Raw genomic sequence first — 12,422 nt, forward strand, 5'->3', positions numbered from 1 at the left:
CTTGCGGGGAGCGCCCTTCTGACCCGGACGACTGCGAACGCGCGACTGGTATCGTCGCTGCAGGCAGCTCATCGATGACGGGCAGTGAGCGATAGATGGGGAAAGCCATCTGGGAAATCAAGACCATCGGGATTGCCGGTCGCCTGCAGCGGCGCATCGAGGCAGGCATCACAGATACCGCAGCCGTCATCGTCCATCGCCCGATCCGCCTGCCCGCAACAGATGCACGAAACTGTAGATCGGGCAGCGTGATCGCACCGACGCGGCAGCATGATTTCGGCGGCGGCGTCAAAAAGGGTATCGATGGGAATCGTCTTCATCGCGGTCGTCTCCAACGATCTTGAGCACAAATAGGAGCGCTCAAAATCTTTGCAATGGCGGGGATCTCGCCAAGCGAGATCATCTTGCCGCATACCTCCCTAGAGCTTCGAGGGCGCGGGAACCTTTGTAATTCCGGGATGGTTTTCTCTCGGACCATTGCCCCGCCCGGAGCAGCTTCGTGAAAATTGCCACCTACAACGTCAACGGCATCAACGGCCGGCTTCCCATCCTTCTGCGATGGCTGAAAGAAGACGCGCCCGACATCGTCTGTCTGCAGGAACTCAAATCCCCGGACGAGCGCTTTCCCCGGCGCGAGCTTCAGCGAATGGGATACGGGGCCGTCTGGCACGGGCAGAAAAGTTGGAACGGCGTGGCGATCCTCGCCAGGGATGCGACCCCCGTCCTGACGCGCCGCGGCCTGCCGGGCGATCCGGACGACACCCATAGCCGTTATATTGAGGCCGCCGTCGACGGCATCCTGATCGGCTGTCTGTACCTGCCGAACGGCAATCCGGCGCCCGGTCCCAAATTCGACTACAAGCTGCGCTGGTTCGAGCGGCTTCAGACCTACGCGGCCGACCTTCTGGCGCTCGATCTTCCCGTGGCGCTGATCGGTGATTTCAACGTCATGCCGACGGATCTCGACGTCTATGCGCCGGAGCGCTGGCGCGACGACGCGCTGTTCCGCCCGGAGGTCCGGAAAGCCTATGCCGATCTCGTCGCCCAAGGCTGGACCGACGCCATCCGCCATCTCCATCCAAAGGAACGGATCTACACCTTCTGGAAATACTGGCGAAACTCCTTCGAACGCGATGCGGGCCTGCGCATCGACCATCTTCTCCTAAGCCCGGCGCTGGCGCCCTGGTTGAGGAAGGCGAGCGTCCGCCGCAGTCCGCGCGGCTGGGACCACACCAGCGACCACGCGCCGGTTATGATCGAGATCGAAACGCCATCAGATTGAGGTCAAGCGGACGGCTGCGGTGACGCCCGCTGCTCGCGCGCCCTCGCGGCTCGCCGCGCCTCGCGCAACTCTTCGAGGGTCGGCAGCCACCAGCCGCGCTGGCGCTCCTCGTCGCCAGGTTCGGTTCGCGAAGGCCAGGTCTGCACCAATTCGTCCAACGACGGCGTCCGCCATATGCCCCAGATATGATCGTCGGCAATATCAGGATAGAGGTCAGCGATCTCTTTGGGCTCGATCAGCTCGCCGGTGATGTCGTCCACAACGATAATGCCGTACGGTGTAGTCGCAATCGGTCGATTCAGCGGGGGCAAATCATGGGCGGGGAGCGGGATGCGCCGGCGCTTGCGCTCAGCCGCTCCACGGCGGGACGCCCTTTCCTGGTCGGTCCCTTTGCGCGCCTCAGCGCGCTTGCGCCTTTCTTCGGGCTCGCACCGCTGTGCTTCCGCCTCGATGGCCTGCCAGTGGTCGACAAGATCGTCATAGGAGGCGAAGGGCACACGCCAGACCTTGTGCTCGCCGTCCCAGCGGGCGAAAGGCACCTGGCGGATCTCCTCGACCAGTTTGCGGGAATAGGGTGTCGTTATGCGAAGTCCGTCCTTATCGACGCCGAGATAGGGGCTGAGGATCGGCTCGAAAGCAAAAGCATCCCTGCCCTTCGCCTCTGCGTAGGGATCGGCACGGGATTCTTCCTTGGCAATCCAGCGATCGATGCGGCGGCGCGCCGTCTTGCCGGGAACGATCCAGGCCTTTCGCCGGTCGCTCCAGCGTGCGCGCGGAAAGGTCTCGCGAAACCGCTGCACGGTCATCCGGTCGAACGCAAACGAGACGGCCGCGCGCTCGCCGCCATCCTCGCTTTCGACATCGTCGACCACCATCGCATCACCCATCCGTTGACGGGGGCGATCCGCGGCCTCAGTGCTTGGTGTGCCGGTCACCGCGATCGCCTTCGCCCGGTTTGGCCTCATTCTTGGCCTTCTGCTGCCGATCAGCGGACAAGGATCGGCTGACATCGACACTTTCCTTGAACTGGCCCTTCTCGTCACGACGAACATAACGCTTGTCGGTCCCGGTATCGATGAGTTCACGCTTGGTCATGACATTCTCCTTTGGTTGCAGTCAGGAAAAGAACGCACGACGACGCGAAAAAGATGCAGCGAATCAAAGGCATATTCGAGACTCGCAATAGATGAGGATGAACGACCCTAAGTTATTGATTTCTGATTCGTTTTTTAATCGGAACAAATTCGTTCGTGATTCGCTTGACTCGCTTTGGTTGCGTCGAGTCGGGAGTTTGGACATGGCCGGTCATCGTGCCCAGTGGAAGGGTTTCATCAAGTTCGGCGAGGTGTGTTGTGGCGTCGGCCTCTACACGGCCGCCAGCACCTCCGAGCGCATCTCGTTTCACACCATCCACAAAAAGACTGGCAATCGCGTCAACCGCGTGTTCATCGACAGCGACACCGGCAAGGAGGTCGAGCGCGAGGACCAGACCAAGGGCTTCGAGATCGAGACCGGCCAGTACATCATGATCGATCCGGAAGAGGTCGCGGCGACCATTCCAGAGAGCAACAAGACGCTGACGATCGAGGCCTTCATCCCCTGCTCCGATGTCGATGACGTCTATTTCGACAAGCCCTACTATTTGGTGCCGACCGACCGCGTCTCTTCCGACGCTTTCACGGCGCTGCGCGACGCCATGGAGAAATCCAAGGTCGCTGCGGTCGCACGCACGGTCCTGTTTCGCCGCATGCGCACCGTGCTGATCCGGACGCATGGCAAGGGACTGATCGCCACGACCTTGCAGTATGATTATGAGGTCCGCTCCTCGGAGAAGGCTTTCGATGAGATCCCGAAGCTGCGCATCAAGGGCGAAATGCTCGATCTCGCCAAGCACATCATCTCCACCAAGAAAGGCAACTTCGACCCGGCCGCGTTCGACGATCGCTATGAAGAGGCGGTCGCGGAACTGGTAAAGGCGAAGATCGAGGGTAAGGCCCTTCCAAAGCGTAAGGTGGTCAAGGTCTCCAAGCCCGACGATCTGCTGGCCGCGCTGCGCGAAAGCGCCAAAATGCTGAAGGCCGGTGACGACACGCCGAAACGCTCCGCCGCCAATGCCAACAAGGGCACCGGCCGCAAGCCGGCTGCGCGCGCCGCGGCATCGAAGGCGCGCAGCCCGGCAGCCGCGCAGCGTAAAGCCGGTTGAGGAGAACGATCATGGCGCCGCGTCCCTACTGGAAAGGCTATCTGAAGCTCTCCCTCGTCACCTGCCCCGTCTCGATGTCACCGGCGACCTCGGAGTCTGAAAAGGTCCGCTTCCACACCCTGAACAAGGCGACCGGCAATCGCGTCGTCTCGCGATATGTCGATGCCGTCACGCGCAAGCCCGTCAAGGACGACGACGAGGTGAAGGGTTATGCCCGCGGCGAGAACGACTATGTCCTTCTCACCGATGATGAGCTCGACGCCGTGGCGCTCGATACCGTCAAGACCATCGACATCGAGAAATTCGTGCCGCGCCACAGCATTGAATGGGTCTATCTGGAGAAGCCCCACTACCTCGTGCCCGACGATCCGGTTGGCCACGAAGCCTTCGCCGTCATCCGCGACGCCATGGCTTCGGACAAGGTTTTCGGGGTGTCGCGCCTGGTCATCGGCCGGCGCGAGCGGGCGGTCGTGCTCGAGCCGCGAGGCGAAGGCATCGTGCTGTGGTCGTTGCGCTTTGGCGACGAGGTGCGACCGGAGGAGTCCTATTTCGAGGATATCGACGGAAAGTCCGATCCCGACCTCGTTCCCCTCGTCCAGAAATTCATCAAGCAGCACACCAAGACCTGGTCCCCGGACATGGTCTCCGATCCCGTGCAGGACGCGCTTCTCGATATCATCGCCAAGAAGAAGAAGGCGCTGAGGCCCGCGAAGAAGGGCAAAGGCAAGGGAGAAGAACGGCCGTCGGGCGGCAACGTCATCGATATCATGGACGCATTGCGCAAGAGCCTCGCCGGCGAAAAAGGCAAGCGCGCATCCTGAATTCTTCACGGAAGGCACTTATGTTGGTTCTCTCTCACACGCATGATGGACAGCCATGAAGAAGCGGCAGACCGCCATACCTCTCTACGACGAGTCGCGTGAAAGGCTTCAGTCTCGCCCTGTTCGCAAACGCGATCCCGAACAGCCGAGCCTCCCGTTCGATCCGATGCCCGATCGCGTCGAGCCCTGCCTTGCGCTGCTCCGGCAGGCGCCGCCGGAGGGACCGGACTGGCTGTTCGAAAACAAATGGGATGGCTATCGCCTCGCCATCCACATCGAGCCAAAAGGGGTGCGGATCATCACGCGTGGCGGCCATGACTGGACCCATCGCGTTCCCAGGATCGCCGAAGCCGCGAAGATGCTCGGCGTCGGGACCGCCATTCTCGACGGCGAGGCGGTGGTCCTCAACAAGGAGGGTCATGCCGATTTTGGGGCGCTACAGCGCTCGCTCGGCGGCCGCGGCGGCAAGCGCGCTTCGACGGAAGCGGTGTTCTTCGCCTTCGACCTTCTCTATTTCGATGGCCATGACCTCACCAACACGGAGCTCGACGTTCGGCGGCATCTTCTCTCGGATTTCCTCGACGGCGCCACCGGAGCTGTGCAGCTGTCGGAAGAAGCCCACGGCGACGGCGCCGGGCTGCTGGCGAAGGCCTGCTCGCTCGGCCTTGAAGGCATCATCGCCAAGCACCGCGACCGGCCCTACCGCTCCGGCCGCACCGGCGACTGGATCAAGATCAAGTGCGTCCAGAGCGAAAGCTTTATAATCGTCGGCTACGAGCAATCCGCCGCAGCGCGCGGCGGGATCGGCAGCTTATTGCTTGCGGCCCGGCGCGGCGACACCTGGGTTTCTGTCGGTTCGGTCGGAACTGGCTTCAAGACGAAGGACGCCGAATATCTGCGCAAGACGTTGGACAAGCTGAAGACGAAGAAACCGGCCGTGCCGCTCAAGGGCAAGAATTACGTGTTCGCGCTACCGACGCTCATCGCAGAAATCGAATTCCGCGGTTGGACTGACGACGGTAATCTCCGCCATGCCTCCTACAAGGGTCTGCGCGAGGTCCAGGACAATGCCGCGGTCTTCGAGATGGGAACATCGGCCGTCGGCAAGTGACTATCTATGCCGATCGAGATCGGCATGGTCGAGACCGAAGTGATCCAGCACCAGCTGCAAATTCCGGCGGTTTGACTTGAAATAGACGTCGAAGACGTCGCCCAGCACCGGCACGCTGCCCGCGAACGTATCAAACCCGACATTGACCAGCATCTTGACGAGCTTGTCGTTCGGCACGCCGAGACGGCGCGCCTCGTTGACGATGACGAGGCTGACAGCCGCCGCAGCGAAATCGCCGATGCCCGGGATCAGGCCGAGAACAGAGTCCGCCCCGAGCGAAATCCGCGTGCCGGGAACCCGTAGCGCCGTGTCCATCAGCCGCGCCAGCCCGCGAATTCGCCGGAGGCGCGCCAAGTGCTCGATGGGGAGGTTGTGCTTTTTCATTCTTCCTATGTGGCCCTGACGCTCGCCCGTTCAAAGGTCATGCGGCCGCCTTGTGCTTGCCGAGGCGCTTGATCGCCTGTTCCAGCCGGCGCTGGCCATCGCAGTAATCCTCCCAGGCACTCGTCTTCGCCAGCAGCCCCGGCACAGTGCGGATTGTGAACCGCTTCGGATCGAGGTCGGATTTGACCTGCGTCCACGTCAGCGGCATCGACACGGTGGCGCCGGGCCGCGCTCGCGGCGAGAGGGGTGCCGCCGCCGTCGCCATTCGGTCGTTGCGCAGATAGTCTAGGAAGATGCGGCCTTCCCGCAGGCTCTTGGTCATCTTGATGAGATAGAGGTCGGGGTTGTCGCGCGCCATCTCCTGGCAGACATCGTGGGCGAAGCCCTTGGCCTCGGCCCAGGAGAGCGGCTTGCGGGCATTGACGGCAAGCGGCGTCACAACATGCAGCCCCTTGCCACCCGTGGTCTTGCAGAAACTGATAAGGCCGAGATCGTCCAGGCGGTCGCGCATCTCGCGCGCGGCGGCGACCACGGCGGAGAATGGCACGTCCGGGCCGGGATCGAGGTCGAATACCAGCCGACCCGGCACTTCGGGTTTCCCCGGTTCGCAGTTCCACGGATGCAACTCAATGCCGCCGATCTGGGCGATGGCGACGAGGCCTTCGACACGATCGACCTGCAGGTAGGGCTTCTTGTCACCAAAGACCTTGACCAGTTCCAGCAGGTTCGAAGTGCCCGGCATGGCGTGCCGCTGGAAGAATTGCTCGCCGCCAATGCCATCCGGCGCGCGGATGATCGAACACGGCCGACCCTTCACATGCTCGATGAGCCAGGCGCCGACAGCTTCGTGATAGTGGGCCAGCTCCTCTTTGGTCACGGGCTTGCCGTCGCCCGCGTCCGGCCACAAGGGTTTGTCCGGATTGGAGATGAGCACGCCCATGACCTCCGCCTTTGCACCCTTCCGGCGCGCGGGCTTCACCTTTGCGGCCACGGCCGGCTCTGGTGTCTCGGTCTTTGCCGGCGAGGCGGGCTTATCGGCTTCGACCTCGGCGGCCGGCTTATCCTCCCGCAGGCCCTTGAACGCGGCCTGGCGAACCAAACCGTCCGCGGTCCAGCCGGCGAATTCGATCTCGGCGACCAACTCGGGTTTGAGCCAGACGACCTCCCTCTCCTTCTTCGGCGCGCCTATCCCCGTGAAAGGGGATTTCTCCGTCTCAGCGGCTTTGAGCTTGGGCAGGAGCGTTTCGACCTTCTTGGCGCCATAGCCCGTACCGACGCGGCCGACATAGACGAAATGCTCGCCGCGATTGACGCCGACCAGCAGCGAGCGGAATTTGCCGTTCGTCTTGGCATAACCGCCGATGACGACTTCGTGCCCTGCGCGGCATTTCGATTTCGCCCAAGTGTCGGTACGACCCGAACGATACGACGCATCCTCCTGTTTCGAGACGATGCCTTCGAGCGAGAGCTTGCAGGCGGAGCGAAGAACCGCGTCGCCGCCCGTCTCGAAATGCTCGACAAAGCGCAAGTGCGGATCCTCGGTTGCATCAGTAAGCAGCTCCTGCAGCCGAGCTTTCCGGTCGACCAAAGGCTTATCGCGAAGGTCTTCCCCTCCATCGAACAGAAGGTCGAATGCGAAATAGACCAGGTTGCCCGTGTTGCGCTCCGAGAGCGCCGCCTGCAAGGCCGCGAAGTCCGGGGCGCCGTTATCGTCGAGCGCGCAGATCTCGCCGTCGATGATGCAATCCGGAAGTGATGCGGCGGCCTCGGCGATCTCCGGATACTTGGCGGTCCAATCCAAGCCCTTGCGGGTTTTGAGCGTCACATCGCCATTCGCGGCCCGCATCTGAATTCGATAGCCGTCGAACTTGATCTCATGCAGCCACTTGTCGCCGGCGGGCGGGCGTTCGAGCGTTTCGCAGAGCTGCGGGGGAATAAAGTCAGGCAGATCGGCTGACGTCGATGTCGCGACGTCCTTGCGCGTCTTCTTTTTACGCTCGTCAGCCGCGAGGCCATGCTTGGTGTCCCAGACAGCATCGGCCTCGACGTCGCCGCTGGCCGTCATGAACGGTTTCGGCTTCCGCCCCTTGCCGCCGGCGATCTGCTCCATCTTCCGGCCGGAGGCGACCGAGGTCATGTTCTCGTCCAGGATGGCGGCGCCGTTCTCCTCGACGGCGTGCTCGTCGTGGTGCTTGATCAGCAGCCAGTTTGTCCGCTTACCGCCATCGCGATCGTTGCGCATCCTCACGAGCACGAAGCTGCCATGCAGACGCTTGCCATGGAGCACGAACTTGAAGTCACCCTTCTTCAAAGCCTCTTCGGGGGACTTGTTGCCTTCAGGCTCCCAGTAGCCGCGATCCCACAGCATCACCGTGCCGCCACCATATTGGCCCTTCGAGATCGTTCCTTCGAAGTCGCCATAGTCGAGCGGGTGATCCTCGACCTCGACCGCCAGCCGCTTGTCATGGGGATCGAGCGATGGTCCCTTGGTCACCGCCCAGGATTTGAAAACGCCGTCGAACTCGAGGCGAAGATCGTAATGCAGGCGCGTGGCATCGTGTTTCTGGATGATAAAGCGCAGCCGGTTCGAGGATTTGACGGCCGTCGAGCCACTCGGCTCCTGCGTCTGCTTGAAATCCCGCTTCTTCTTGTATGTCGATAGCTTGTCAGCCATGGCCGCCTCACCAGATCCTGCGATCGATCTGCGAGGCGATCATCGGCACGGCGGCCGCGCCGGGCGCGCCGAGACTGAGACGCTGCACGAGCCGACCGAGGAGATAGGTCGTGGCGGCCGTCGCGAGGACCCTGAGCCATGGATGCACATCGCCTCGTGAAGGCCGCGCATCCATCCCATCGGTCTGCTTTCGGATTGTGGTCAGCCGAACACGCAGATCGGCAACTTCCTGCCGAAGGGCTTCAATCTGCTGCTGGGTTGACGGATTTTCGTTCCGAACGTCCGAATCTTCGGCAGGGCTTTCCTCTTCGAGTTCGGCGAGATGCTCGCGCAGCTGGGCCGGGCTGTCGAAGCCCTTTGCTCGTATATCGGTCATTGCGTTTGTCTCCCACGACGTCGACGCTTCGGCGCCAGGGAAAAGTCGCGGCGATCGGCCTTCGCTTTTACCCGAGAACCCTCACCGGGCGCCGAGATGGAAACACACCTGCACGATCGTTGTTCCGCGCGCTCATTGGCAGCGTGGTTGCGATCATGATCGGCGACGAATATGTTCGACCGCGGCGCTACTGCCATTCAGTTCACGAGGGTTACATGGCAACCGGCACGGTCAAGTTTTTCAACCAGGACAAGGGCTTCGGCTTCATCACGCCCGACAATGGCGGAACGGATGTCTTCGTCCACGTTTCGGCCGTGCTGTCAGGTGGCCCGCTTCGCGACGGAACAAAGGTCAGCTACGACGTCGGCCAGGACCGCAAGACCGGCAAGTCGAAGGCGGAAAACGTCCGCGCGATCTAAGCAGGCGGACGTCACCGATCTTTCGTCGCTGACGCCGCCGGTGGCACTACGCTGCCCTTGGCTGCGATCGCAGCTTCGATCTCCCGAATGACCTTGGCCGCTTCGAGCAGGATAGCCTTCATCTCGTCGTCGTAGAGATGCACGGGCATTCCGCCCGCCTGAATGAGGTCCATGGCCTCGGCGGATTCCTCAAGACGCGCAGGTTCTCCCAGAACCCGCCAGCCTTCCCGTATCGTGACATAGGCGCGGCCGAGCAGGCGGAGCTTCTCGCCCTCGGAAAGGGTGCCTACGTCCTGTGCCGCCCGGGTCAGCTCGACAACGAAGTCCGCGATGCTTTTCACCTGTCACCTCAATGCGCTGCACCCGCTGGCGCTGCGTTTGCACCTCCGAGAGAGCTAACGCTCAATTTGAGCAAAACAAGTCGGACGCCCGATCCAGGTCGACGGCATCGGCATCGACATGCTGGTCGAAACCTTTTGCTGTTCAGCGACATTACCTGTTCGAAACCGGAGAACAGTGTGTGGCCAGAGCATATGCAAACCCATCCGATCCCGAGACCGAATGGTCGGACACCGAAGTCCTCGCCAGGGCGCACGACCTCGTCCAAACCTTTCTGACCTTCCTGCGGCTGGAGCGGCCGAGAAACGACATTCTCGACGCGCGTTGCCTGCCGGCAAGCAAATCTTCGCTCATCAGCGCTTTCAGGCTGGTGATCGCCACGGAGGCCGGCGGCGACGTGCGAGAGGCGCTATCGTCTGCCGGTCATATCCTCGCCCAGTTTCAGGACCGCGTCGGAACGCGCATCTCCGTGACGCCGGCCTGTGCGACGAACGTCGATCCAACCCGCACAACGGCAGTGAACGTGCTGGAAGAGGTCCTTTGCCAGGTCGACGAAGACACCCGTCGGCTGCGCGATCTCCTGGGCAAGGCATCCTCGATCGCCGAGAGCCGGTTCCAGCACAGGCATGCGCGCACGCCCTTCCAGGACGATGGAACATATACCTGGTACGGGCATGCTTGACACGAGGCGGCCGAGACAAGGCCGACGATCAGACGTGCAAAAACCTCTCTTTCCGTCACTTCGGACGCGCGGTCCGGATGGCCGCGATATTCGGGGCACATTATCGGAAGACATAAGGCCATATTAGCTGAGCAAGCGACGGATTTCTCCAATCATCCGGGGAATGTCCGTTGGCTTGCCGAGATTGGTGGCGCCTTTGAAGAAACCGGATTCGGTGAGTTGGCGTCCCTCGGCAGACGTCAGGACGAAGGGCACGCCTTGCGATCTGAGCAATACGGCGACCGGTGTCACCCTGCCGTCCCTCAAGGTGACGTCGAGGACCGCGGCGTCCGGCTGCTCCCGGTGGAGGAGCTGCAAAGCGTCTTCTATGCTTCCAACAGGCCCCAGAACCTCAAAACCGCCCTTTGTCAGCGCGCGCTCGATCTCCATCGCGATGAAGAATTCATCTTCGACAACAAGGATGCGCCCTGTAGCCTGATCGCGGCCGTCATCGGAAGACATGCACATCCCTATAGTGGCAGTTTGACGATGGCGATCAAACCGCGCGCATCGAACCTTTGTTCCGCCGATCCGCCGAGATGTTTCGCGGTCGCGGTAATCAACTCTGTGCCGTATCCGCGATGGACAGGCGGTCGAACCGTCGGCCCATCCTCCTCCCGCCACTCGCAGACCAGCATGGTTTGGTCGTCATCGCCCTCCTCGATCCGCCACGACAGCCAGACCCGCCCATCCGGCACCGAGAGCGCGCCGTATTTAAGCGCGTTTGTCGTCAGCTCGTGGAACATCATGCTGACCGGCAGGACCTTCGAGGACGGAAGCGTGGTGGAGGGCCCCGCTTCGATGTTAACGCGCTTGCCGTCCGTAGCGGTGACAGCGACGTCGAGCAGCGCAGCGAAGTCCGCGCTCGTTTCGCCAGGCGCGATCTCCTGCGCCCGCAAGGCAACGTCGATACGCCCCAGAAAGGTCTCGCGATATTCCTGCGCCGTGTAGCCTTCTGTTTGCGTCTGCATGGCGAGCGCCCGGATGACCGAGAACAGGTTCTTCATGCGATGGCGGGTTTCGGCAAGGATAATATCGCTCTCCGTCCGCTCCCGATTACTCTCAGTGACATCTTCGAAGACGACGAGGATGCTGGTGCTGTTGTTGTCGGGATGGACAAGACGTCTGGCATCGATGAGGAATGTGCGCTCTCCGATGGTGGGAAAATCGTGCGTGACCTCGTAGCCGACGACGGCCGCCGTCTTCGGAATGACTTCCGCAATCAGCTTGCGCAGGTCGGCGATGTCCCACTGGCCGTTGCCGAGGGAAAACAGGCTTTGGCCGAGAATATCGTCCCGTTCCACCTTGAACGCATCGATGAAGGCGTTGTTGACGCTGGTGACGCAAAAGCCCTGGTCGAGCACGACGAGAGGCTGTGTCAGCGTGTCGACAATCCCTTGCGCCTGGACGTGGCCGGCGCGGAGCAGGCGGTACAAATCTTCAAGGACCATCGTTCGCCTTCCTGCGACCGTTTCAGGGGACCGCCGAACGGACGACACGGCCGGGCGGAGACATCGACTGCTACAGTTCCGTGTTCTCCCAGCCCAGCGCGGTCGCGAGATAGCCTAGGGCAAAGGCAGCGCCGATGCTATAGATAACGAGCATAGCTTCCAAGGGGCCAAGCGCTGCACCGAACGCGGGCGGCTCCAGTTGCAGGACGGCCACCGCGCTTACGGCGCCGAGCACAAAGCCGATAAAGAGACGGCTCAGCATGTAGCAGATTAGCACTGGCATTGGACGAACTCCGGGTTCAGAACAACGAACGACCCCGACCAGGCAATGTTCCACTGTGCAGTTCATCCGATGTCGGATCGCATCGAGCCCAACTGCCGGATGATGAGCGCATCCCATGGCAGGTGTTTGCTGATGCCAAGGTTGACGACATGTGCGGGCGGACGCTGGAACCGTTATTGGTCGTCCGGCACGTTCCGAACTCGCATCGCACGCATTTTTTTGAGGCGGGCATCCCGTCTCGCCCCACCACCATCCCGATGATTCGCAAGCAAAATTTACTGATTGGACAATATTGGAGACAATTTTCCTATTTTCGGGTGGCTTGACTCTTTTTCGAGAGAGGAACAGATACAGAACA

The 12,422-nt window shown here is 61.7% G+C and carries 16 protein-coding genes; 6 read left to right on the forward strand and 10 right to left on the reverse strand.

The genetic code is table 11. From position 1 onward, the window contains the following. Positions 1–68: 68 nt before the first annotated feature. Positions 69–320: a hypothetical protein gene (locus shn_RS35415; RefSeq protein ID WP_084438694.1), complete on the reverse strand. Its 252-nt coding sequence runs from the start codon at positions 318–320 to the stop codon at positions 69–71. Between the two features lie 179 nt (positions 321–499). Here shn_RS35415 and xth point away from each other — a divergent pair, with 179 nt between their 5' ends. Then, a complete protein-coding gene (xth, locus tag shn_RS31095) occupies positions 500–1,282 on the forward strand; it encodes an exodeoxyribonuclease III (protein ID WP_064334384.1) in 783 nt (260 codons plus the stop codon). Between the two features lie 2 nt (positions 1,283–1,284). Here the strand turns inward: xth and shn_RS31100 are convergent, their stop codons facing one another. Together shn_RS31100 and shn_RS31105 are read right to left on the reverse strand one after the other, a co-directional pair. Beyond that, positions 1,285–2,157 (reverse strand): hypothetical protein, encoded by an 873-nt coding sequence (locus tag shn_RS31100; RefSeq protein WP_064334473.1) that lies wholly within the window; start codon positions 2,155–2,157, stop codon positions 1,285–1,287. 37 nt (positions 2,158–2,194) lie between these two features. Continuing rightward, on the reverse strand, positions 2,195–2,377 hold the full coding sequence (locus tag shn_RS31105) for a hypothetical protein (protein WP_064334385.1): 183 nt from the start codon (positions 2,375–2,377) through the stop codon (positions 2,195–2,197). A gap of 202 nt (positions 2,378–2,579) precedes the next feature. Here shn_RS31105 and shn_RS31110 point away from each other — a divergent pair, with 202 nt between their 5' ends. From shn_RS31110 to ligD (shn_RS31120), 3 genes are read left to right on the forward strand one after another with little or no spacing between them, the layout of a single operon-like run. Further along, a complete protein-coding gene (locus tag shn_RS31110; RefSeq protein ID WP_064334386.1) occupies positions 2,580–3,485 on the forward strand; it encodes a Ku protein in 906 nt (301 codons plus the stop codon). Between the two features lie 11 nt (positions 3,486–3,496). Continuing rightward, the gene (locus shn_RS31115) at positions 3,497–4,306 is read left to right on the forward strand and encodes a Ku protein (protein ID WP_064334387.1); all 810 of its coding nucleotides are present in this window, start codon (positions 3,497–3,499) and stop codon (positions 4,304–4,306) included. 55 nt (positions 4,307–4,361) lie between these two features. Continuing rightward, the gene (gene ligD, locus shn_RS31120) at positions 4,362–5,417 is read left to right on the forward strand and encodes a non-homologous end-joining DNA ligase (protein WP_064334388.1); all 1,056 of its coding nucleotides are present in this window, start codon (positions 4,362–4,364) and stop codon (positions 5,415–5,417) included. Here ligD (shn_RS31120) and shn_RS31125 read toward each other — a convergent pair whose 3' ends face one another. Genes shn_RS31125 through shn_RS31135 form a run of 3 tightly spaced genes read right to left on the reverse strand, consistent with a single transcriptional unit; the run spans position 5,418 to position 8,851 of the window. Further along, positions 5,418–5,801 (reverse strand): DUF4112 domain-containing protein, encoded by a 384-nt coding sequence (locus tag shn_RS31125; RefSeq protein WP_064334389.1) that lies wholly within the window; start codon positions 5,799–5,801, stop codon positions 5,418–5,420. A gap of 37 nt (positions 5,802–5,838) precedes the next feature. Then, positions 5,839–8,475 (reverse strand): DNA ligase D, encoded by a 2,637-nt coding sequence (ligD, locus tag shn_RS31130; RefSeq protein ID WP_064334390.1) that lies wholly within the window; start codon positions 8,473–8,475, stop codon positions 5,839–5,841. Between the two features lie 7 nt (positions 8,476–8,482). Then, a complete protein-coding gene (locus shn_RS31135; RefSeq protein ID WP_064334391.1) occupies positions 8,483–8,851 on the reverse strand; it encodes a hypothetical protein in 369 nt (122 codons plus the stop codon). A 215-nt stretch (positions 8,852–9,066) separates the two neighbouring features. On the opposite strand from shn_RS31135, the gene shn_RS31140 reads away from it, so the two are divergent. Then, positions 9,067–9,270: a cold-shock protein gene (locus tag shn_RS31140; RefSeq protein ID WP_064334474.1), complete on the forward strand. Its 204-nt coding sequence runs from the start codon at positions 9,067–9,069 to the stop codon at positions 9,268–9,270. Between the two features lie 11 nt (positions 9,271–9,281). On the opposite strand, the gene shn_RS31145 is transcribed toward shn_RS31140, so the two are convergent. Further along, the gene (locus tag shn_RS31145) at positions 9,282–9,611 is read right to left on the reverse strand and encodes a hypothetical protein (protein WP_064334392.1); all 330 of its coding nucleotides are present in this window, start codon (positions 9,609–9,611) and stop codon (positions 9,282–9,284) included. Between the two features lie 179 nt (positions 9,612–9,790). Between shn_RS31145 and shn_RS31150 the strand changes: the two genes are divergently transcribed. Beyond that, on the forward strand, positions 9,791–10,291 hold the full coding sequence (locus shn_RS31150; RefSeq protein WP_064334393.1) for a hypothetical protein: 501 nt from the start codon (positions 9,791–9,793) through the stop codon (positions 10,289–10,291). Positions 10,292–10,414: 123 nt separating this feature from the next. On the opposite strand, the gene shn_RS31155 is transcribed toward shn_RS31150, so the two are convergent. The 3 genes from shn_RS31155 to shn_RS31165 form a co-directional block, all read right to left on the reverse strand. Beyond that, complete coding sequence (locus shn_RS31155; protein WP_064334475.1) at positions 10,415–10,792, reverse strand: response regulator; 378 nt, start codon at positions 10,790–10,792, stop codon at positions 10,415–10,417. Positions 10,793–10,800: 8 nt separating this feature from the next. Beyond that, positions 10,801–11,781: a sensor histidine kinase gene (locus shn_RS31160; RefSeq protein ID WP_064334394.1), complete on the reverse strand. Its 981-nt coding sequence runs from the start codon at positions 11,779–11,781 to the stop codon at positions 10,801–10,803. A gap of 70 nt (positions 11,782–11,851) precedes the next feature. Beyond that, positions 11,852–12,064: a hypothetical protein gene (locus shn_RS31165; protein ID WP_064334395.1), complete on the reverse strand. Its 213-nt coding sequence runs from the start codon at positions 12,062–12,064 to the stop codon at positions 11,852–11,854. Positions 12,065–12,422 lie beyond the last annotated feature (358 nt).

Origin of the sequence: Shinella sp. HZN7 (assembly GCF_001652565.1) — a bacterium.
GTDB classification, from domain to species: Bacteria; Pseudomonadota; Alphaproteobacteria; order Rhizobiales; family Rhizobiaceae; genus Shinella; species Shinella granuli.

Bases quoted from the DNA above. Each gene is read 5' to 3' on its own strand.
- shn_RS35415 (WP_084438694.1), bottom strand. From the start codon at position 320: ATGAAGACGATTCCCATCGATACCCTTTTTGACGCCGCCGCCGAAATC.
- shn_RS31100 (WP_064334473.1), bottom strand. From the start codon at position 2,157: ATGGTGGTCGACGATGTCGAAAGCGAGGATGGCGGCGAGCGCGCGGCC.
- shn_RS31105 (WP_064334385.1), bottom strand. From the start codon at position 2,377: ATGACCAAGCGTGAACTCATCGATACCGGGACCGACAAGCGTTATGTT.
- shn_RS31110 (WP_064334386.1), top strand. From the start codon at position 2,580: ATGGCCGGTCATCGTGCCCAGTGGAAGGGTTTCATCAAGTTCGGCGAG.
- shn_RS31115 (WP_064334387.1), top strand. From the start codon at position 3,497: ATGGCGCCGCGTCCCTACTGGAAAGGCTATCTGAAGCTCTCCCTCGTC.
- ligD (WP_064334388.1), top strand. From the start codon at position 4,362: ATGAAGAAGCGGCAGACCGCCATACCTCTCTACGACGAGTCGCGTGAA.
- shn_RS31125 (WP_064334389.1), bottom strand. From the start codon at position 5,801: ATGAAAAAGCACAACCTCCCCATCGAGCACTTGGCGCGCCTCCGGCGA.
- ligD (WP_064334390.1), bottom strand. From the start codon at position 8,475: ATGGCTGACAAGCTATCGACATACAAGAAGAAGCGGGATTTCAAGCAG.
- shn_RS31135 (WP_064334391.1), bottom strand. From the start codon at position 8,851: ATGACCGATATACGAGCAAAGGGCTTCGACAGCCCGGCCCAGCTGCGC.
- shn_RS31140 (WP_064334474.1), top strand. From the start codon at position 9,067: ATGGCAACCGGCACGGTCAAGTTTTTCAACCAGGACAAGGGCTTCGGC.
- shn_RS31155 (WP_064334475.1), bottom strand. From the start codon at position 10,792: ATGTCTTCCGATGACGGCCGCGATCAGGCTACAGGGCGCATCCTTGTT.
- shn_RS31160 (WP_064334394.1), bottom strand. From the start codon at position 11,781: ATGGTCCTTGAAGATTTGTACCGCCTGCTCCGCGCCGGCCACGTCCAG.
- shn_RS31165 (WP_064334395.1), bottom strand. From the start codon at position 12,064: ATGCCAGTGCTAATCTGCTACATGCTGAGCCGTCTCTTTATCGGCTTT.